The following is a 19,772-nucleotide window of genomic DNA, read 5'->3' as shown; positions in this document are numbered from 1 at the left end:
AGAGCGCCTTTTTTATATTCCATTTATCAATGATCGTTCATATTGTGATAAATCTGAGTTTGACTGCGTCCCATGGCTTTAGCCTGATACATGGCAGAATCGGCATTAATTGCCAATGTCAGAGAGTCAGTACCATGTTCTGGATACAACGCAATACCGATACTGCATGATATATCTAGCGTTTTCCCATCGATCTCAAAAGGCTTGTTCAAGGCGTTATGAATTTTATCTGCAACATAAAGCGTATTGTCAATTTCCTTAATACCCTGAAGCAGAATAATAAATTCGTCACCGCTGCGGCGATATACCGTATCCGAATCGCGAACCGCACCGCGCATACGCGCCGCCGCTTCTTTCAAGAGTAAATCGCCAACAGCATGTCCGAACGAGTCGTTTATCTGTTTAAATTTATCGAGATCCAGGAACATCAGCGCGATTTTCCTGCCCGTTTGTTTGGATAACAGAATCGCCTGTTCCATCTGCTCGGCAAACGTCAGGCCATTAGCCAATGACGTTAATGAGTCATAGTGCGCCAATTGACGATAGTGTTCCTCGCTGCGCCGCAGCATATCAATGGCATGATACCGCTCTATGGCGATCGCAATCAGCTGTGCCGATTTCTCAATAGAGAAGATTTCCTCTTCGGTCGGGACATATACTTTGCGATGGTAAACGCTTAAAACACCTAATATTTCTTTGTTCTGACCGATGATAGGTTCAGACCAGCAGGAACGCAGCCCGGCATATAATGCGAGCCCTTTATATAACGACCAATGCGGATGGACAGAAATATCGTCGGCAATGACGCGCTTTCCGGTATAGGCAGCGGTACCAAAAGAAGCCACACCATCGGCAATTTTCACATTGTGAATGGCATTTTTATAAAAGCCCGGCAAACTCGGCGCCGACCCAAGCGTCAGACATTTTTTGTCTTTATCGACCAGCAGAACAGAGCAAACGATACGACCAGGATTTTTTTCCTCGACGCTGAAAATAATCGCATCAAGAATATCTTTCAGCGGCGCGCCGCTTGATAACAGCTCCAGCGCACGATTGTATGAATTATCATGATGTTCCTGCGATTTTCGTTCCGTGATATCTAACTTAATACCAACATACTGGGTTGTGTTACTCGCCTTATTATATATTTTAACGATATTGGCCTTTTCCCAATACAACTGTCCATCTTTACGCCGGTTAACGAACTCCCCACTCCAAACATTACCTTTATTTATGGTAGACCACAGATCTTCATAGACGCTGGCGTTAGTCATACCCGAGTTTAATATATTCGTTTTCTTGCCAATAACCTCATCCGGCATATAGCCTGACATGGTAATAAACTGACGATTGACGTAAATAATTTCACAATTTTCATCTGCGATCATAATTGAAGCAGGACTATATTCCATTGCAAAGAAAGTCATGTTGAGAAAATCTTGTTTTTTCTGCTCAGTTCTAAACTTTTGTTTAATTTTTCTATTTTTTACAGAAGAAAACAATAACAATAGCAATAGTAGGGTTATTATAATTTCATACACAATAACACTCTCCTCAGGCCCGAGTGGTCCTGATCGTACAAATCACAACGCTGATGACGAAAAATCCCGGTAACAAACCCCTACCCCGTCGATTTTCGGGACTGGTGCATTTCCGGAGAGCAGAAAGGATGAAAGAAAAAACGCTCCATGAAGCAGGAGTATTTAGAAACATAGCAACGTCAGCATAAAGCCCTCGCATATGACTGTGCGCAGATAAAAACAACAAATTCAAAAGAGTATCTTAATTTAATAGTAGTAATTGTTCGGGTTATAAGCTTCTCTAATGGAATAAAAGAATATTCCTAAGGGTACATGGCGATATATTCTGAACATCAATTTTTTGTAAGCAAATCAATTATACCAATAAGTATCATTGTTTTAATCAACAAAATCTATCACAAAATGATTTTTGATCGTTAACAGTAAACATTATATTTTTTTACCATTAAAAATCAAATAATTAAAAGAAAAAAATAAAATCATTAACGCAAGCGTTTGATTATATATGTCATAATTTGATGCAAAATCAGCAGTCGCTCCCCTTATCATTTCTTTGAAATTAAACACTGTCATAACAAATAAAACAAGAATTAAACAACAAAAATAAAACAAAATGCAGCATTACACGTTGCAGACTAGAGGTGGACACTGAGTAGCTGAAGAGGCGATATTTTGTACGGCAATGACATATTAGGAAGTATAATGAATGAATATGGCGGGAAAGAATGAGAGGACATATAGCAGTGCGTTAATACAAAAAGTGATAGCCTAAACAACAGGTTACCACCTAAAGTTCGAGCTTCAGTGCCTCAAAGTTCTCAAATGGCTGAGGCCGCGAGAGATAGTACCCTTGGGCGGCGTAAGCATGCGATGCCTGAACAATTGCCCATTCCTCCTTGGTTTCGATCCCCTCAATCACAACATAGTTGCAAAAACGCGATAGCAAGGCGATCAGCGCAGGAAACACGGTCTTCCCTTCGCCACTCTGTTGCAGGAGAATAAAGAGCTCACGCGCCACTTTAATGCAATCGTACTGAGCCAGCATCAGTGATGAAAAATTCGCCATGCCACAGCCGAAATCATCCAACCACAGTGTTTGCGCTTCAGGGAGTTTGGTTAATATTTCTTTTGGCAGCCCTCCCTGATTTTCGACCATTTCAAAACGAATCCAGGGCATTGCCGCGATCAGGCGTTTGGCTTCAAGATTATTTTGCAGCGCCAGTAGCGTCATACCATCAATATTGACGGAGGCAAAAAGATCGTCGCGAGTAAATCGAAAACTCCACTCAGATAAAAGTTGCAGTTGTTCTACAATAATTAACAGGCGGGTTTGAACATCAATATTCGCGAAGTATTTTTCAGGAGAGATAAATTTTTGCGGCAGGGTAGGAGAAAAAACGGAAGTCAGTAGCTCAATAGCCATTAATTTACCTGATGTTCGATAAATTGGCTGAAAAGTATACCGCCGTTGACATTTATGCCAGTAATCAGCGCTTAATGACTCCTCGCTTCCCTGTTGGAAAAATCCTGCCCCAACCTGATTAAGATGACCTTCCTGCTGCACTATGAGTTCCGCCATTAAACTGACACTATTAGTTATAAAATTATATCATACGGACATGCACCATCATCGACTCTCCAGATGCAAACTTCATCGGCAATACCGATGAAATCAATGTCCATGATATTACAAAAATAAGTGGTTCAATATCACAACTAAATTTATTTAAATTGTAAATCAATAAATTAAAACCCAAAAAACACAGTCGCACTGGCTGATTCATATAGTCTAAAGCATGCGGATGAAACCAATTTAACGAACAGATGGTAATTTTACCCTGTAACCTCACTATTTATGCAACCAATAAGCGACATGCTGAGGGTACCGGAGAACACACAAAACCCACAGCCAACCGCCCGGAAAAAGAGCACGTCAAAAGCAACCGGAACCGATTCGGCAGTATATTCTCTACCAATGACGGTTACGCGTGTTTAAACGAGCCCCAGCGGGTATAATCTGCGCCCTGTTTGTAAGGTAGAAGAACATCATGGCGTTACTCATCACCCATAAATGCATCAACTGTGACATGTGTGAACCCGAGTGTCCTAATCAGGCCATCTCCATGGGCATGGACATTTATGAAATTGATACCACTCGCTGTACGGAGTGCGTTGGCCACTATGACACACCGACGTGTCAGAAAGTCTGTCCGATCGACAACACGATCGTTAAAGATCCAAATTACGTTGAAGGTAATGAACAACTGTGGGAAAAATATGTGCTCATGCACCATGCCGACAGGATTTAAGCATCCGGTTACAGACGGTCAGCTTTCGACAATCACCGTCGCACAGGCATAGCGTCTTTCGTCAGCCAACGTCACATGGACGTGTCTGACGCCCATCTGTTCAGCCAGCTCTGCCGCTTTAGCAAAAAATCGTAGACAGGGTTTGCCCAGTTCGTCATTAAAAACTTCAAACTGGTTGAACGCGAGCCCGTTACGAATTCCGGTACCGAAAGCTTTTGCCGCCGCTTCTTTCACGGCGAAGCGCTTGGCGAGGAAGCGGACAGGTTGCTGATGCTGCTGATAATGCGCCCATTCAGCATCCGTCAGAACGCGGCGAGCTAGTCGCTCGCCTGAACGTTCAATCACCGCTTCAATACGAGCAATTTCGACAATGTCCGTTCCGAGTCCAAGAATCGCCATCAGCGACGCGCTTCCCGCATCAGACTCTTCATTTCAGCAACGGCATCCTTCAGTCCGCTCATCACCGCACGTCCGATAATCGCATGCCCGATATTTAATTCGTGCATTTCCGGTAGTGCCGCAATCGGCTGAACGTTATGGTACGTCAAACCGTGACCGGCATTGACTTTCAGCCCTTTCGCCGCAGCATAAGTCGCCGCATCACGAATGCGCTCGAATTCATGCTGACGCGCTTCATCATCTGGCGCATCGGCATACGCCCCGGTATGAATTTCGATATAAGGCGCACCGCTGGCAGCAGCGGCATCAATTTGCCGTTTATCCGCATCAATAAACAGCGAAACCAATATGTTAGCCTGACTGAGTCTGGCAACCGCGTTATTGATTTTTTCCTGCTGCCCCGCGACATCCAGCCCGCCTTCAGTGGTCACTTCCTGGCGTTTTTCCGGCACCAGACAGCAAAAATGCGGCTTTACCTCACAGGCAATGTTCAGCATTTCTTCTGTGACAGCCATTTCAAGGTTCATGCGAGTTTGGAGCGTTTCTCTTAGGATCCGCACATCACGATCCGTGATATGGCGACGATCTTCACGTAAGTGCACCGTGATGCCGTCCGCTCCCGCTTGCTCAGCGACAAACGCCGCCTGAACAGGATCGGGATACGCCGTTCCACGCGCATTACGCAGCGTTGCAATGTGATCGATGTTAACGCCAAGCAGCAGTTCAGCCATGATAAATCCTCGGTAAAGTCATGCACGTTACGGGGCAGTTTACACCGATGTCACAGCGTCAGGGTACAGAGGAAAGGGGATTATTTATCAGAAGACGTGGGTTTGGACAAATTAGCAGCAGGAACAAACTGGCGGAACAGTTCACGACTTTTCAACGGTTTTCCCCCCAGATACGGCTTTAAGGCGATACGAGTGAAACGCTTTGCCGCCTTCAGTGTACCGCTGTCAGGAAATTCACGCGATGCCAGCGAACGTAACTCGTGCCCGGTAAAGCTTTTGTTATCGACCACCAGACTGGCAATAAATCCCCGTTCCTCTCGATATTGATAGGTCATGGTATCTGCCACAGGTTCACCGCTGCCAGCACAATGTAGGAAATCAACGCCGTATCCCAGATAGCCCAGCAATGCTAACTCAAAGCGTCTTAATGCCGGTTCAGGGGATGCATCCTGTGCAGCAAGATGTTGTAAGCAGTGGAGATAATCGAAGAAAAGAGCGGAGTAGTTGGTTTCATGTTCCAGCACGCGAGACAGCAGCTCATTAACGTATAAACCGCTATAAAGCATAGACCCCGTTAACGGCAGCGCAAGCGAAACAGGCTCAGCGCTGCGTAATGTCTTCACTTCTCCCCGACCGCTCCAGCGCACCAGCAGCGGAGTGAAAGGCTGCAAACACCCTTTCAGACTAGAGCGACGGGCTCGCGCACCTTTGGCAAGCACGCGCACGCGGCCATCGCTTTCGCTAAACAGATCCAGCAATAAGCTGGTTTCACTATAAGGTCGCCCATGTAAGACAAATGCGCGCTGCCAGCCTTCCATCGGCGTAAACCTTACAGATCTTCGCTATAACCCAGGCTGCGCAGGGCACGTTCGTCATCTGCCCAGCCGGATTTCACTTTAACCCACAGCTCAAGGTGCACTTTGGCCTCGAACATCTCTTCCATATCCTGACGAGACTCGATACCAATGGTTTTAATTTTGGCACCTTTGTTACCAATGACCATCTTCTTCTGGCCTTCACGCTCAACCAGAATCAGGCCGTTGATGTCATAACCGCCGCGCTCGTTAGTCACGAAACGCTCGATTTCGACCGTGACGGAATACGGCAATTCTTCACCCAGGAAGCGCATCAGTTTTTCGCGGATAATTTCCGATGCCATAAAGCGCTGCGAACGATCGGTAATGTAATCTTCCGGGAAGTGGTGCGTTGCCTGCGGTAAGTGCTTACGCACAATGCTGGCAATCGTATCGACATTCGTGCCCTTCTCAGCGGAGATCGGAACGACGTCAAGGAAGTCCATCTGCTGACTGAGGAACTGGATATGCGGCAGCAGCTTGGTTTTATCCGTGACGTTATCGACTTTATTGATCGCTAACAGCACGGGGAGTTTTTGATCGCGCAGCTTGTTCAATACCATTTCATCGTCGTCGTTCCAGTGTGTACCTTCAACAACGAAAATGATCAGCTCAACGTCACCAATTGAACTGCTGGCAGCGCGGTTCATCAGGCGGTTAATCGCCCGTTTTTCTTCAATGTGCAATCCCGGCGTATCCACATAAATAGCCTGATAAGGCCCTTCAGTGTGAATGCCCATAATGCGGTGCCGCGTCGTCTGGGGCTTACGTGACGTAATGGAGATCTTCTGCCCCAGTAATTGATTCAATAACGTCGATTTACCAACGTTTGGTCGACCAACAATCGCGATAAAACCGCAGTGTGTCTGTACTTCGCTCATTCAAGCTCCAGTTTTTTCAACGCTTGTTCAGCCGCAGCCTGTTCGGCTTTACGACGGCTCGATCCTGTACCAATGACCGACTCGCTAAAGCCGCTCACCTGACAGTGGATAGTAAACTCCTGATCGTGTGCTTCCCCACGAACCTGCACCACCAGATAGGTTGGTAGAGGTAGGTGACGCCCTTGCAGAAACTCCTGCAACCGCGTTTTCGGATCTTTTTGCTTATCGCCGGGACTGATTTCATCCAACCGCGTTTGATACCAGTTGAGGATCAAACGTTCGATAGTCTGAATATCGCTATCGAGGAAAATGCCGCCGATCAGCGCTTCAACCGTATCAGCCAGAATCGATTCGCGACGGAAGCCGCCGCTCTTTAATTCGCCAGGGCCGAGGCGCAGGCACTCTCCCAGTTCGAATTCACGTGCGATTTCCGCCAGCGTATTTCCCCGCACCAGCGTCGCCCGCATCCGGCTCATATCCCCTTCATCAACCTTGGGAAAACGATGATACAGCGCATTGGCGATCACAAAACTCAGGATGGAATCACCCAGGAATTCGAGTCTTTCATTGTGTTTGCTGCTGGCGCTACGATGCGTCAACGCCTGTAACAAAAGCTCGTACTGCTGAAAAGTATAGCCCAGCTTTCTTTGTAAACGATTTATCAGGATGGGATTCATGTGTTACCAATAGATCAACGATGCGTCAAAAACAGCAGCATACGGAACAGCCCTGCTTACCAATTCGGTCAAAACTGTTTCGTTTGCATTGGCTCCCGCAAGGGAGCCTGCCTTTCTGCCCATCATACTTCGCGTTGCCTGTCCGTTAGCGTTGTGCAAACGGACACATTTTGCTCTGCAACTCGCATTATTTAGGGCATGTTCTTTCAAAAAGAGCGTTTCAAAAAATATTCTACAACGGACAGCAACAGAATGCTGCCTGTATCTTATTTTGGTGAATGCTTACTTCGATTAATGAATACCGCCAATGCGACTCAAACGCACTCCAGTAGGCCATTCACCTTCCTGCTTCTCAAAACTCATCCAGATAGCGGTGGCTTTACCGACCAGATTTCTCTCCGGCACAAAGCCCCAGTAGCGGCTATCCAGACTGTTGTCGCGGTTATCACCCATCATGAAGTAGTGCCCTGCGGGAACAACCCATGTTGCAAGCTGCTGCTGCGATTGCTGGTAATAACCACCGAGTTGATCCTGCTGGCCCGGCACCAAGAGAATATTATGCGTTACATTGCCCAGTGATTCTTTGCGAGTGCCCATGCGGACGCCATCCACACTGTTGTCATTAGCCGGAACCTGATAAAAACCGCTGCGCGATTCCAATCCAGGTTGGTTAAAGGTCTGAACAAAATCGCTAGGCTGTACGTTACTGTATGTGACCGCCAGCGCCGTGTCGCACGCCTGTTGTCCCTGACAGGATGGACGAATCGTCACCTGCTTGGTCATCGGGTTATAGCTGACGCGATCGCCCGGTACGCCCACCACACGTTTGATGAAGTCCACTTTAGGATCGGACGGGTATTTAAACACCACCACGTCGCCACGCTTCGGGCGCCCCGTTTCGATCAGCGTTTTTTGCGTGAAGGGTTCTTTAATGCCATAGGCAAATTTTTCTACCAGAATAAAGTCACCGATCAACAGCGTCGGCATCATCGAACCTGATGGAATTTGAAACGGCTCATAAATGAAGGAGCGCACAACCAATACCAAAGCCACAACTGGGAACACGGACGCGATCGTTTCAATCCAGCCGGGTTGTTGAATGGCTTTCGATGAAACCGCGCCATCAGCCAAATCGGCACCGCTCATGGCGGCAAACTTTTTCCGGCGAGCAGGCGCCCAGACAAAGCGCTCTAAACACCAGACAATCCCCGTGACCAGCGTCACCAATGCCAGAATTACGGCAAACATATTGGCCATGCCAACTCCTCAGAATTTATTTACTGTCTTTGCCGACGTGCAGAATTGCCAGAAACGCTTCTTGCGGCAGCTCGACGTTACCGACCTGCTTCATACGTTTCTTACCGTCTTTCTGTTTCTGCAACAGTTTCTTCTTACGGCTGACGTCACCACCATAACACTTGGCCAGTACGTTTTTACGCAATTGCTTAACCGTAGAGCGCGCAATAATATGGTTACCAATCGCAGCCTGAATCGCGATATCAAACTGCTGACGCGGAATCAGATCTTTCATTTTTTCGACCAGTTCACGACCACGATATTGTGAATTATCGCGGTGCGTGATCAGCGCCAACGCATCCACACGTTCGTTATTGATCAATACATCAACACGCACCATGTCTGATGTCTGGAAGCGTTTGAAGCTGTAATCCAGCGAGGCATAACCACGAGACGTTGATTTCAGGCGGTCAAAGAAATCAAGCACCACTTCCGCCATCGGAATTTCATAGGTCAGCGCAACCTGATTTCCGTGATACACCATATTCGTCTGCACACCGCGCTTCTCGATACAAAGCGTAATTACGTTGCCCAGATACTCCTGAGGCAGCAGCATGTGGCATTCGGCAATCGGTTCGCGCAGTTCCTGAATATTATTCAGCGGCGGCAGCTTGGACGGGCTATCGACATAAACGGTTTCTTTGGCCGTCGTCTCAACTTCATACACCACCGTCGGTGCCGTAGTGATCAGATCCAGATCGTATTCACGTTCCAGACGTTCCTGAATGATCTCCATGTGCAGCAGACCCAGGAAGCCGCAGCGGAAGCCGAAACCCAGCGCAGTAGAACTTTCTGGTTCATAGAACAAAGAAGCATCATTGAGGCTCAGTTTGCCCAGCGCATCGCGGAATGACTCATAGTCATCGGAGCTAATCGGGAACAGACCGGCATAAACCTGCGGTTTGACTTTCTTGAAGCCTGGCAGCGCTTTTTCAGCCGGTTGACGAGCCAGCGTCAGGGTATCCCCGACCGGCGCCCCCAAAATATCTTTGATGGCGCACACCAGCCAGCCTACTTCGCCGCAGTTCAAGACATCACGGTCGATCTGCTTCGGTGTAAAAATACCGAGACGGTCAGCGTTATAAACCTGCCCGGTACTCATCACCTTAATTTTGTCGCCTTTGCGCATTGTGCCGTTTTTGATACGAACCAGCGACACAACACCAAGGTAGTTATCAAACCAGGAGTCAATAATCAGCGCCTGTAGCGGCTCATCAGGACTACCTTCCGGCGGCGGAATATCACGCACCAGACGATCCAGAACATCCGGCACGCCAACCCCTGTTTTCGCGGAACAGCGCACGGCGTCGGTGGCATCAATGCCGACAATATCTTCAATTTCCTGAGCAACACGATCCGGGTCAGCAGCAGGCAGGTCGATTTTGTTCAGAACCGGCACCACTTCCAGGTTCATATCCAGCGCGGTATAGCAGTTAGCCAGCGTTTGCGCTTCCACACCTTGCCCGGCGTCAACGACAAGCAGTGCGCCTTCGCAGGCGGCAAGCGAGCGGGAAACTTCATAAGAGAAGTCAACGTGCCCCGGTGTATCGATGAAGTTTAACTGGTAGGTTTGGCCGTCCTGCGCTTTATAATCCAGCGTTACGCTTTGCGCTTTAATCGTTATTCCACGTTCACGTTCCAGATCCATGGAATCCAGAACCTGCGCAGCCATTTCACGCTCGGTCAAACCGCCGCAAATCTGGATAATACGGTCAGATAACGTTGATTTACCGTGGTCGATATGGGCAATAATGGAGAAATTTCGTATATGCTTCATTATAAAAATTTTTCTACCTTGATATTCCTGAAATTCTTGCCGATGGGCATGCGCATAGGTGAAAACAGCAGCGATGTTATTCCACCTGAATCGCAGCATTCTACATGCGAGAAGCGTGAAAACCTAGTCATGTCCGGTGCATTCCCTTTGATTATGACGGTTTTATTTGGAATAGCAGAACAACGAGAGGAAAGCAGGAAGTAAAGTGTCATTACGTGGTAAACATCGTGTCGAAAAATCACAAACGTGTGAACAATGTTTCCGCACCGCGCGACGGTTACGCGCGGTTAAGCAGGTCAATTTTGTAACAGCGTGCCAGGCAGTGCAATTTGCAGGATAACAGGCTCATAACGTTTATTCTTACCCAACTGCTTCGCCCAGCGCTTCACGCCGATAAACGCCAGCCCACCGCCTAACAACGCGCCAATGACAGCGGCCAGATCGGTACCAAATAACGTCTGGCAGATCGCCGCACCGATCAGCAACCCGACCAGCGGAACGAAGTAAACCAGAGCGGCAGAAAACAGCAGACGTCCCTCAGAAATCCCCAATTCAACTTTTTGTCCGACTTCTAAAGGCCGATCGTAAGGGACATACAGCGTATTTTCAGCAGAAAGCCCAAGCTGGCTTAATAAGCCGGTTCCACACGACGAGCGGGATTTACAGCTACCGCACCCCGCGCTCGGCTCACACCGCAGCTCCGCAATGCCATCCTGCCATGAAACCACTGTCGCCCACTCTTTGATCACGGTTGCCCCTTCAAAATAATGCTGTCAGCCACACGTTTAGCCGTAGAAGGTGGAATATCTCCGACGACGGTAATTTCGCGGTTGCCTTTCATGACAGTATGAATGGAGCGTCGCCCCGTAAGCAGCGACTGTTCTTCACTCACATCAGAAGACGGGCTAATGTTAATGGAAAAACTGAATAAACCATCGCTATACAGACGAGTTTCGATCGGAATGGACGAACCTGACAATACTTTTTTGTTGTGTGAAAGTTCTTTCATCCCAGCAGGCAACCATTCGGGCTCCCAGATAAAATCACCTTTTTCCCCGGCAGGCGTGGGTAACACAGGAGGAAGTTTGATTCCTTCCAGCGGACGCATCACGCTAACGACATCATCATCAACAATCAGCGATGTCGTTAAGAATTGTTCCAACCGCTTGTCACCGTTGCGATCCTGTAAATCGATACGTAATGGAAGTTTCGATTCCGCATCAATCCACACCATATAGCTGTAGCGTGTGCCATCGCGTGAAATGACCCGAATTCCTGATGCCAGACGATCGGCAATACGCACCCGTCCGTCGGCAGGAATAAAGTCATAATAAGGCGATAGTTTCTGGAAATCGGCAAAGACCAGAGAAGGGAGAGAGTCAACGATATGATCGCTGGTAAGCGTAAATGGCTCAAAACCGGGATCGAAGTAGCTGACTTCATTACCACGCAGCACGATCTCACGTCGCGGCCCGTCCATGAACAGCAGCTGCGCTAAGGAACGGTTGTCGACCACGGCATGACGATACCGTACCGACTCGAATCCTTGCAGGGTAATGTTGATAAAGGAAATTTCATAATTCAGAGAACGAACTGCGCTGTTCATCTGTTGCAGCAACGCGCCCGGCTCAACATTCTGAGCCGGGGCGAAAGTAGAATAAAACAGACTGCCAATCAGAAAACAGGCGGCGGACCAAACACGCTTCATTACCGGGGCTGCGTTCCTAATGATTGAGTGCCGGGAACCTGAATAGCCGCTTGCTGATCGTCCTGCGGCAGAGCGTGTTCGGCATGCAGCCGACGCTGTAATTCGTAGTCCTGCAAAATGGCGTTAAGGCGGTTACGCTGCATATCGGATTTCTGCTGGCCGCTGTGAGGAGCAACATTTTCTGACGGCACGCCAAGGCTCACAGGAGAGGCGGTGCCCATAGCGGGTAAGGTACTGAACACGCCGGATTCCACAACCTGTTCGGATGCATTACCCTGCTGGTAATTTTGTACACCGACAATCACCGCTAAAGACACGCAGGCGGCGACACCAACTTGCGTCAGTTGGCTGCCCCACGGGCGGATTTTGTGCCAGAACGGCATCTTCGTCCACTCGACAGGTTGTGGCTGGGATTCAGGCTGCGCTTGTGGAACCAGACGAACAGGTTCTTTTTCGATTGCGGCGGCAACGCGAGAAGCTATGTCCAGGTGAATCACGTTTTCACTGACATCACCACGCAACGCATCACGAATTAGATGATAACTTTGCCAACTTTGCTGCAACGCATCATCCCGTGACAATGCGTTTAGCAGTTCGGAATCTACTGCTTCGCCATCCATTAAAGCGGAAAGTTTCTCTTTCTGCATACCGACACCCTTACCTTGTCAAATCCATCATTAGTCATGCGGATAGCTGAAAACGCTCGCTAGCGCTGAATAAGCGGTTGTACTTTATTATCAATCGCTTCCCGTGCCCGAAAAATACGAGAACGAACAGTGCCGACGGGACAATCCATAATCACGGCAATCTCTTCGTAGCTTAAACCGTCCAATTCGCGCAGCGTAATCGCTAAACGTAAATCTTCCGGCAAAGACTCGATAGTGCGGAAAACGATGCTTCGTAATTCCTCTGACAACATTAAATTCTCAGGGTTCGATATTTCTTTCAGCGCACCCGCATTTTCATAGTTTTCCGCGTCATTGGCATCAATGTCGCTGGAAGGCGGGCGACGCCCCTGAGCTACCAGATAATTCTTGGCCGTATTCACTGCGATACGATACAGCCATGTATAAAACGCACTATCGCCGCGGAATGACTCTAACGCGCGATAGGCTTTAATAAACGATTCCTGTACCACGTCCGGCACGTCACCCTGAGGAACATACCGCGATACCAGGCTCGCTACCTTATGCTGATAACGAACGACCAACAAGTTAAACGATTTTTGATCGCCTTTTTGGACTCGCTCGACCAGAACCTGATCTGCCAGTTGCTCGCTCATCCGAGGTAATCTCTACTCAAACCGTTCTCCACGCGTAAAATAGTACTGCCAGCTATATAAGTCATGTTTAGAGCAAGCTCCTCATTAGAACCAAGACATCCAATAAAGTTCCAGGTCATCGTTTTTCTTTTGCTTAGCGCCGTTACTCGTCTTTGCGATGCGTATCATGACGCATTCTCATCATCTGAGGCTCTACGCTCTTCTTTCGAGGATGATACGATAAATCTGGGGTCTTCGCACGATTCCCCCTGTTCCGCTATTCGCTTATTTATAGCGTAGAGAGGGGGCTAAAAACCAATACAGCAATCAACCATTGGGTGCTAACATCGAATTTCCTCTTCTTTTTGCATCCACGACACGACCATGCAAACGACCACTGAATACGTCTGTGATGTTTTAATCATTGGCAGCGGTGCTGCCGGGCTTTCACTGGCGCTGCGTCTGGCTTCTCAGGCCAACGTGACGGTATTAAGCAAAGGCCCACTCAACGAAGGCGCAACGTTTTATGCTCAAGGCGGCATCGCCGCCGTTTTCGATGAAACCGACACGATTGACTCCCATATCGAAGATACCCTGATCGCTGGCGATGGCCTGTGTGAACGGGAAGCCGTTGAGTTTATCGCCAGCAATGCCAAACACTGCGTGCAATGGCTTATCGAACAAGGCGTGCTATTCGATACCGAAACCAGCACCAGCGGTGAAGAACGCTATCACCTCACACGCGAAGGTGGACACAGCCATCGTCGAATTCTGCATGCGGCGGATGCAACCGGAAAAGAAGTAGAAAACACGCTGGTGCAGAAAGCACTATCCCATCCGAATATTCGGATTATGGAACGCTGCAACGCCGTCGATTTGATTACTTCAAATAAGCTGGGTTTGCCCGGTACTCGCCGCATTGTCGGTGCTTATATATGGAACCGTGAACGTGAACGCGTCGAATCCTGCCGGGCAAAAACGGTAGTTCTGGCAACTGGTGGGGCGTCCAAAGTTTATCAATACACCACGAATCCCGATATTTCCTCTGGCGATGGCATCGCCATGGCCTGGCGCGCAGGCTGCCGCGTGGCGAATCTGGAATTCAATCAGTTTCACCCGACCTGCCTGTTCCACCCGCAGGCGCGAAATTTCCTGCTGACGGAAGCGCTGCGCGGTGAAGGCGCATACCTTAAACGCCCTGACGGCACACGCTTTATGCCCGATTTCGATGCCAGAGGCGAACTGGCTCCGCGTGATGTGGTTGCCCGCGCGATTGACCATGAGATGAAACGGCTCGGCGCAGACTGCATGTATCTGGATATCAGCCACAAACCCGAAGCGTTCATCAAACAGCACTTCCCTACCATTGATGAAAAGCTGCAATCTCTCGGCATCGATCTAACGCGTGAAGCAATACCGATCGTTCCCGCAGCGCACTACACCTGCGGTGGTGTGATGGTCGACCAGCACGGGCGTACCGACCTTGACGGCCTGTATGCGATTGGCGAAGTCAGCTATACCGGGTTGCACGGTGCAAACCGCATGGCATCCAACTCATTACTGGAGTGTCTGGTTTACGGCTGGTCAGCCGCCGAGGATATCTTGCAGCGTTTACCGCAAATCAAAACGGTGAAAAAATTACCGGATTGGGATGAAAGCCAGGTCGACAACTCCGACGAACAGGTGGTGATCCAGCATAACTGGCATGAACTGCGTCTGTTTATGTGGGATTACGTTGGGATCGTGCGGACGACGAAGCGGTTGGAGCGAGCACAGCGCCGCATCCATCTGCTTCAGCAGGAAATTAATGAGTATTACGCCCACTTCCGTATTTCCAACAATTTGCTGGAGCTGCGTAATCTGGTGCAGGTCGCCGAACTCATTGTCCGCTGCGCACTGGAAAGAAAAGAAAGCCGCGGGCTGCACTATACCCTGGACTACCCAGAACAGTTCGACGCGCCAACGCCCACCATTCTGGTGCCGTAGTTCATAAAAATAATTCGCTCAGCAAAGGCAGACGCAGCAACAAGGCGTCTGCCACTTACATAAAGAGATAAAAATCTTTTGTCAGCTGTTGGAAAGCCGTCGAGTAACGTCTTTCTCCATCACGAATAGCCAGCGAAGCATTCACACATTCTCTTTCCTGCCGAGACAGCGCCAGCAAAACGCGGTGAGCGGGTTTATCTTCCTGTTCCGATACGCGAAGCTGCTGGTGAACGTACCAGTTATGCTGCAGTGCCAGCGGAATAAATTTCTCCGCCACCTGAACGGGCAGCACCACGCAAAAAAGCCCTTCGGGCATCAGCAGTTGATGCGCACAGCGCAACAGCGCCTCATGAGTTAACAAGGTGGTGTAACGCGCCTGCTCACGCTCGGCCGATCCGCACGCGATCCCCGGAGGGAAATAAGGCGGATTACTGATAATCAGCGAATAGTCGGCACTGCGTGTCTCAGCAAAACTGATAATATCCTCAGCATAGACCGCGATTCTGTCGGCCCATGGCGAGGCGGCAATGTTCTCCTTCGCCTGCTGACTCGCTGCGCTATCCAGTTCGACGGCATCAATCCGAACATGCGGTTCAGAACGTTGCGCCAACATCAACGCGAGAAGGCCGGAACCACTGCCGATATCCAGAATCCGCTTAGCTGAGGACAGCGGCGCCCAGGCACCCAGCAAAATGCCATCGGTTCCCACCTTCATGGCACAGCGATCGTGCGCCACAAAGAATTGCTTGAAGGTAAATCCATCCCGACGCAATGTCAGTTTATTATCAGCCTGATGACTCATGAAAATAAGATTCCAAACGCAAACCGCAGTAGCATAGGTGAAACGTCAGAACAGGAAAAGCGCCGTTGTCTGCTTAAACAGGTGAAGAACCCGGCCAATGCGTCTATAATCGGCGCCCCAAACAGAGGTAGACCATGACTGTAACCAATTTTTCCGAGCTCGATCTTGATGAAAGCCTGTTAGACGCCCTGCGTGACATGGGCTACGAACGCCCGACCGCGATTCAGGCTGCGGCAATCCCACCAGCGATGGAAGGCCGCGACGTACTGGGTTCCGCGCCGACAGGAACCGGTAAAACCGCCGCCTATCTGCTGCCGGTTTTGCAACATCTTATCGATTTCCCTCGTAAAAAATCAGGTCCGCCTCGTATTCTGATCCTCACGCCAACCCGTGAGCTCGCCATGCAGGTGGCCGATCAGGCGCGCGCGTTTGCTGCACATACGCATCTGGATGTCGCCACGATCACCGGCGGCGTAGCCTACATGAACCACGCTGAAGTCTTCAGTGAAAATCAGGATGTCGTCGTCGCAACGACTGGCCGTCTGCTGCAATACATCAAAGAAGAAAACTTCGATTGCCGCGCAGTAGAAACGCTGATTCTGGATGAAGCGGACAGAATGCTGGATATGGGCTTCGCTCAGGATATTGAACACATCGCCGGGGAAACCCGCTGGCGTAAGCAAACACTGCTGTTTTCTGCGACGCTGGAAGGGGACGCGATCAAAGATTTCGCCGAGCGCCTGCTCAACGATCCTGTTGAAATCGAGTCCGATCCATCACGTCGGGAACGTAAAAAAATTCTGCAGTGGTATTACCGCGCTGACGACGTCAAACACAAAACTGCCCTGCTCTGCCATCAGTTAAAGCAGCCGGACGTGACGCGTTCCATCATCTTTGTGCGCAAGCGCGAGCGCGTGCATGAGCTGGTTGCCTGGCTGCGTGAAGCGGGCATTACCGCCTGCTATCTCGAAGGCGAAATGGTGCAGGCCAAGCGTAATGAAGCAATCAAACGCCTGAGCGACGGGCGCGTCAACGTGCTGGTTGCTACGGACGTTGCAGCACGCGGCATTGATATTAACGATGTCAGCCACGTCTTTAACTTCGATTTACCGCGTACATCGGACACCTATCTTCATCGTATTGGCCGCACTGGCCGCGCGGGTCGTAAAGGCTGTGCCATCTCTTTCGTCGAAGCGCACGATCACCTGCTGCTGGGCAAAATCAGCCGCTACCTGAATGAACCGCTAAAACCGCGTGTCATTGATGAGCTTCGCCCAACGACCAAAGCACCAAGCGCTAAAACCACCGGGAAACCGTCGAAAAAAGTGCTGGCTCAGCGGAAAGAGAAAAAAGAGAAGGAAAAAGAAAAGGTTAAGGTGAAAGTTCGCCATCGCGATAGCAAAAATATCGGTAAGCGTCGTCAACCTACGCAGAAAACCGACGAACCGTCTGGCGAATAACAGAGATATAAAACAGAGATGTAAAAAAGGGAGCTTCGGCTCCCTTTCTGTTAATGCTTGGACAGCAGCTTACAGACTTTCTGTAAAAGTACGGGCGATAACGTCGCGCTGCTGCTCTGGCGTCAGTGAGTTAAAACGTACAGCGTAGCCAGATACGCGGATGGTCAGCTGTGGATATTTCTCCGGGTGCTTAACGGCATCTTCCAGCGTCTCACGGCGCAGAACGTTCACGTTCAGATGCTGACCGCCTTCTACACGCACTTCAGGTTTGATTTCCAGCGGAATTTCACGATACTCGATCTGACCCAGATCGCTCACTGGAACGATTTGATCTTCGCTATAACCTGATTTAGCACACACGCAACGCGCCTGTGATTTTTCTTCGTCCAGCAACCAGAAAGAATTGATCAGCGCGCTGTCGTTAGCCTTGGTGATTTGAATACCAGTAACCATAATTGCCTCCGTAAAACGGCGTGTTATTGTCTTAGTTAAAAACTAACTGAGTTAAAACCGCTATCGGCAGAAAAATGCCAAATTTCGTAACGATCGTATAAAACCGTTTGTATCTGCCTTCTTATATACCAGCCTGATAACCAGACATCCTTGACTTAAATCAATTTTAAAACCTCACAACTCCGCCACACCAAGGCAATTTATTGTTTTATATCAATTTTACCAAAATACCAAGTTGCAAATATTTTTGTAAATTTTCAATTTTTTTTCAAAAAAAATCCTTTTCGTCCAGAGAACAATGGTTACGGTTTTACCTCGACACGATAGATCGGTAAGCTACCCACAACACCATTAAACCTGTAAAAGAAGAGTGCATGATGGCGACCTCTCTCACCTGGCATGACGTGCTGGCACAAGAAAAGCAGCAGCCTTATTTCATCAATACCCTTGAATTTGTAGGGAAAGAACGCGCAGCGGGTAAGATTATCTATCCCCCGCAGAAGGATGTCTTCAACGCGTTCCGCTTTACTGAACTGCATCAGGTCAAAGTCGTCATTCTGGGGCAAGACCCCTATCACGGCCCGAATCAGGCACACGGCCTGTCATTTTCTGTCCGCCCGGGCGTCCCTGCTCCGCCTTCTCTGGCCAATATTTATAAAGAATTGGCGAGCGACATCCCTGGATTTGAAATTCCACGACACGGTTTTCTACAAAGCTGGGCAGAGCAAGGCGTTTTACTGCTCAATACGGTATTAACCGTTGAAGCCGGACAGGCACATTCACATGCCAATCTGGGTTGGGAAACGTTTACCGATCGCGTCATTGCGGCACTCAATGAGCAACGGGAAGGTCTGATCTTTCTGCTGTGGGGCTCGCATGCACAGAAAAAAGGCAACATTATTGACCAACGGCGCCACCATATTCTGAAATCGCCGCACCCTTCCCCCCTATCGGCACACCGTGGTTTCATGGGCTGCAAACATTTTTCGCAGGCTAACCAGCTTCTCGAACAGCAAGGTCTGTCGCCAATAGACTGGACGCCAAGGCTCCCGGAAGAGGCTTAAACAATGACGGTTTGGTTGCCTTCAAGACATGAGGGCAGCCGACGCTCCTTTATAAGGAAACATTTACAAAGAACCGTCCACAAGTCATCGCTGATAAACGTATTGAACAAATTAAGGACGTTAATTGAATCGGGATAAATCGAGAGAACAGGATAATAAGAAAGGATAAGAGAATTTGGTGGAGCTAAGCGGGATCGAACCGCTGACCTCTTGCATGCCATGCAAGCGCTCTCCCAGCTGAGCTATAGCCCCACATCATGTGGAATGTTCGTGATAATCAACCAAACAGAGGGAGTGTTTGGTGGAGCTAAGCGGGATCGAACCGCTGACCTCTTGCATGCCATGCAAGCGCTCTCCCAGCTGAGCTATAGCCCCGTATCTTACAGCACTACCGTGAAGGCAAGTACTGTGCGAACGCGTCGCATAATATGAAACCCGATTAACAGTGTCAACGGCTAAATCCGGTAATCCGATTAACCGCTGAAAAAGACGCCAAAGGTGAGAAAAAACAGACGACAATTTCGATATTGTCCCGCCACAAGCACAATAAAAAGCTGCTAACGATAACGCGAT

The 19,772-nt window shown here is 49.1% G+C and carries 20 protein-coding genes and 2 tRNA genes; 5 read left to right on the top strand and 17 right to left on the bottom strand.

Annotated elements, in window-relative coordinates; all coding sequences use genetic code 11:
- Positions 1 to 26 precede the first annotated feature (26 nt).
- Together WCT94_RS18180 and pdeH are read right to left on the bottom strand one after the other, a co-directional pair.
- On the bottom strand, positions 27 to 1,541 hold the full coding sequence (locus WCT94_RS18180) for a sensor domain-containing protein (protein ID WP_319850544.1): 1,515 nt from the start codon (positions 1,539 to 1,541) through the stop codon (positions 27 to 29).
- Between the two features lie 787 nt (positions 1,542 to 2,328).
- Positions 2,329 to 3,120 (bottom strand): cyclic-guanylate-specific phosphodiesterase, encoded by a 792-nt coding sequence (gene pdeH / locus WCT94_RS18175; protein WP_336870859.1) that lies wholly within the window; start codon positions 3,118 to 3,120, stop codon positions 2,329 to 2,331.
- A gap of 469 nt (positions 3,121 to 3,589) precedes the next feature.
- On the opposite strand from pdeH, the gene WCT94_RS18170 reads away from it, so the two are divergent.
- Positions 3,590 to 3,850, top strand: coding sequence for a YfhL family 4Fe-4S dicluster ferredoxin (locus tag WCT94_RS18170; RefSeq protein ID WP_336870856.1), 261 nt, complete (start codon positions 3,590 to 3,592; stop codon positions 3,848 to 3,850).
- Positions 3,851 to 3,868: 18 nt separating this feature from the next.
- On the opposite strand, the gene acpS is transcribed toward WCT94_RS18170, so the two are convergent.
- From acpS to lepA, 7 genes are all read right to left on the bottom strand, one after another.
- Positions 3,869 to 4,249 (bottom strand): holo-ACP synthase, encoded by a 381-nt coding sequence (gene acpS / locus WCT94_RS18165; RefSeq protein ID WP_015841240.1) that lies wholly within the window; start codon positions 4,247 to 4,249, stop codon positions 3,869 to 3,871.
- A complete protein-coding gene (gene pdxJ, locus WCT94_RS18160; RefSeq protein ID WP_336870854.1) occupies positions 4,249 to 4,980 on the bottom strand; it encodes a pyridoxine 5'-phosphate synthase in 732 nt (243 codons plus the stop codon). The genes acpS and pdxJ overlap by 1 nt, the downstream gene beginning before the upstream one ends.
- Positions 4,981 to 5,060: 80 nt before the next feature.
- Complete coding sequence (gene recO, locus WCT94_RS18155; protein WP_181845597.1) at positions 5,061 to 5,798, bottom strand: DNA repair protein RecO; 738 nt, start codon at positions 5,796 to 5,798, stop codon at positions 5,061 to 5,063.
- 11 nt (positions 5,799 to 5,809) lie between these two features.
- A complete protein-coding gene (gene era / locus WCT94_RS18150; RefSeq protein ID WP_015841243.1) occupies positions 5,810 to 6,715 on the bottom strand; it encodes a GTPase Era in 906 nt (301 codons plus the stop codon).
- Complete coding sequence (gene rnc, locus WCT94_RS18145; RefSeq protein WP_010280465.1) at positions 6,712 to 7,392, bottom strand: ribonuclease III; 681 nt, start codon at positions 7,390 to 7,392, stop codon at positions 6,712 to 6,714. The genes era and rnc overlap by 4 nt, the downstream gene beginning before the upstream one ends.
- Positions 7,393 to 7,683: 291 nt before the next feature.
- Positions 7,684 to 8,649: a signal peptidase I gene (gene lepB / locus WCT94_RS18140; protein ID WP_336870850.1), complete on the bottom strand. Its 966-nt coding sequence runs from the start codon at positions 8,647 to 8,649 to the stop codon at positions 7,684 to 7,686.
- Positions 8,650 to 8,665: 16 nt separating this feature from the next.
- The gene (gene lepA, locus WCT94_RS18135) at positions 8,666 to 10,465 is read right to left on the bottom strand and encodes a translation elongation factor 4 (RefSeq protein ID WP_336870848.1); all 1,800 of its coding nucleotides are present in this window, start codon (positions 10,463 to 10,465) and stop codon (positions 8,666 to 8,668) included.
- Between lepA and WCT94_RS18130 the strand changes: the two genes are divergently transcribed.
- A complete protein-coding gene (locus WCT94_RS18130) occupies positions 10,457 to 10,669 on the top strand; it encodes a hypothetical protein (RefSeq protein ID WP_129710148.1) in 213 nt (70 codons plus the stop codon). The two genes, lepA and WCT94_RS18130, sit on opposite strands and share 9 nt — an antisense overlap.
- A 92-nt stretch (positions 10,670 to 10,761) precedes the next feature.
- On the opposite strand, the gene rseC is transcribed toward WCT94_RS18130, so the two are convergent.
- From rseC to rpoE, 4 genes are read right to left on the bottom strand one after another with little or no spacing between them, the layout of a single operon-like run.
- Positions 10,762 to 11,214: a SoxR-reducing system protein RseC gene (rseC, locus tag WCT94_RS18125; RefSeq protein WP_336870845.1), complete on the bottom strand. Its 453-nt coding sequence runs from the start codon at positions 11,212 to 11,214 to the stop codon at positions 10,762 to 10,764.
- Complete coding sequence (rseB, locus tag WCT94_RS18120; protein WP_336870842.1) at positions 11,211 to 12,173, bottom strand: sigma-E factor regulatory protein RseB; 963 nt, start codon at positions 12,171 to 12,173, stop codon at positions 11,211 to 11,213. The genes rseC and rseB overlap by 4 nt, the downstream gene beginning before the upstream one ends.
- Positions 12,173 to 12,820, bottom strand: coding sequence for an anti-sigma-E factor RseA (gene rseA / locus WCT94_RS18115; protein WP_336870841.1), 648 nt, complete (start codon positions 12,818 to 12,820; stop codon positions 12,173 to 12,175). Before rseA ends, rseB begins: the two co-directional genes overlap by 1 nt.
- Before the next feature lie 59 nt (positions 12,821 to 12,879).
- Positions 12,880 to 13,455, bottom strand: coding sequence for an RNA polymerase sigma factor RpoE (gene rpoE / locus WCT94_RS18110; protein WP_005973561.1), 576 nt, complete (start codon positions 13,453 to 13,455; stop codon positions 12,880 to 12,882).
- 363 nt (positions 13,456 to 13,818) lie between these two features.
- On the opposite strand from rpoE, the gene nadB reads away from it, so the two are divergent.
- On the top strand, positions 13,819 to 15,420 hold the full coding sequence (nadB, locus tag WCT94_RS18105; RefSeq protein WP_336870839.1) for an L-aspartate oxidase: 1,602 nt from the start codon (positions 13,819 to 13,821) through the stop codon (positions 15,418 to 15,420).
- A gap of 55 nt (positions 15,421 to 15,475) precedes the next feature.
- On the opposite strand, the gene trmN is transcribed toward nadB, so the two are convergent.
- Positions 15,476 to 16,222, bottom strand: a complete 747-nt coding sequence (gene trmN / locus WCT94_RS18100) for a tRNA(1)(Val) (adenine(37)-N(6))-methyltransferase TrmN (RefSeq protein WP_336870837.1) — start codon at positions 16,220 to 16,222, stop codon at positions 15,476 to 15,478.
- Between the two features lie 134 nt (positions 16,223 to 16,356).
- Between trmN and srmB the strand changes: the two genes are divergently transcribed.
- Positions 16,357 to 17,682, top strand: a complete 1,326-nt coding sequence (gene srmB, locus WCT94_RS18095) for an ATP-dependent RNA helicase SrmB (RefSeq protein WP_336870834.1) — start codon at positions 16,357 to 16,359, stop codon at positions 17,680 to 17,682.
- Positions 17,683 to 17,751: 69 nt separating this feature from the next.
- On the opposite strand, the gene grcA is transcribed toward srmB, so the two are convergent.
- Positions 17,752 to 18,135: an autonomous glycyl radical cofactor GrcA gene (gene grcA / locus WCT94_RS18090; protein ID WP_180743908.1), complete on the bottom strand. Its 384-nt coding sequence runs from the start codon at positions 18,133 to 18,135 to the stop codon at positions 17,752 to 17,754.
- Positions 18,136 to 18,512: 377 nt separating this feature from the next.
- On the opposite strand from grcA, the gene ung reads away from it, so the two are divergent.
- A complete protein-coding gene (gene ung, locus WCT94_RS18085) occupies positions 18,513 to 19,199 on the top strand; it encodes a uracil-DNA glycosylase (RefSeq protein WP_336870868.1) in 687 nt (228 codons plus the stop codon).
- A 176-nt stretch (positions 19,200 to 19,375) separates the two neighbouring features.
- On the opposite strand, the gene WCT94_RS18080 is transcribed toward ung, so the two are convergent.
- A tRNA-Ala gene (locus tag WCT94_RS18080) sits at positions 19,376 to 19,451 on the bottom strand.
- Between the two features lie 47 nt (positions 19,452 to 19,498).
- Positions 19,499 to 19,574, bottom strand: a tRNA-Ala gene (locus WCT94_RS18075).
- Between the last annotated feature and the right edge of the window lie 198 nt (positions 19,575 to 19,772).

Source organism: Pectobacterium sp. 1950-15 (assembly GCF_037136835.1).
Classification (GTDB): Bacteria; Pseudomonadota; Gammaproteobacteria; order Enterobacterales; family Enterobacteriaceae; genus Pectobacterium.
Note: the sequence above shows the minus strand (reverse complement) of the source record. Positions and strands in the feature narration are given on the sequence as shown.

Coding starts and splice junctions, on each gene's coding strand:
- pdeH (WP_336870859.1), bottom strand. CDS start 3,120: ATGGCGGAACTCATAGTGCAGCAGGAAGGTCATCTTAATCAGGTTGGG.
- WCT94_RS18170 (WP_336870856.1), top strand. CDS start 3,590: ATGGCGTTACTCATCACCCATAAATGCATCAACTGTGACATGTGTGAA.
- acpS (WP_015841240.1), bottom strand. CDS start 4,249: ATGGCGATTCTTGGACTCGGAACGGACATTGTCGAAATTGCTCGTATT.
- pdxJ (WP_336870854.1), bottom strand. CDS start 4,980: ATGGCTGAACTGCTGCTTGGCGTTAACATCGATCACATTGCAACGCTG.
- recO (WP_181845597.1), bottom strand. CDS start 5,798: ATGGAAGGCTGGCAGCGCGCATTTGTCTTACATGGGCGACCTTATAGT.
- era (WP_015841243.1), bottom strand. CDS start 6,715: ATGAGCGAAGTACAGACACACTGCGGTTTTATCGCGATTGTTGGTCGA.
- rnc (WP_010280465.1), bottom strand. CDS start 7,392: ATGAATCCCATCCTGATAAATCGTTTACAAAGAAAGCTGGGCTATACT.
- lepB (WP_336870850.1), bottom strand. CDS start 8,649: ATGGCCAATATGTTTGCCGTAATTCTGGCATTGGTGACGCTGGTCACG.
- WCT94_RS18130 (WP_129710148.1), top strand. CDS start 10,457: ATGCTTCATTATAAAAATTTTTCTACCTTGATATTCCTGAAATTCTTG.
- lepA (WP_336870848.1), bottom strand. CDS start 10,465: ATGAAGCATATACGAAATTTCTCCATTATTGCCCATATCGACCACGGT.
- rseB (WP_336870842.1), bottom strand. CDS start 12,173: ATGAAGCGTGTTTGGTCCGCCGCCTGTTTTCTGATTGGCAGTCTGTTT.
- rseA (WP_336870841.1), bottom strand. CDS start 12,820: ATGCAGAAAGAGAAACTTTCCGCTTTAATGGATGGCGAAGCAGTAGAT.
- rpoE (WP_005973561.1), bottom strand. CDS start 13,455: ATGAGCGAGCAACTGGCAGATCAGGTTCTGGTCGAGCGAGTCCAAAAA.
- nadB (WP_336870839.1), top strand. CDS start 13,819: ATGCAAACGACCACTGAATACGTCTGTGATGTTTTAATCATTGGCAGC.
- trmN (WP_336870837.1), bottom strand. CDS start 16,222: ATGAGTCATCAGGCTGATAATAAACTGACATTGCGTCGGGATGGATTT.
- srmB (WP_336870834.1), top strand. CDS start 16,357: ATGACTGTAACCAATTTTTCCGAGCTCGATCTTGATGAAAGCCTGTTA.
- grcA (WP_180743908.1), bottom strand. CDS start 18,135: ATGGTTACTGGTATTCAAATCACCAAGGCTAACGACAGCGCGCTGATC.
- ung (WP_336870868.1), top strand. CDS start 18,513: ATGGCGACCTCTCTCACCTGGCATGACGTGCTGGCACAAGAAAAGCAG.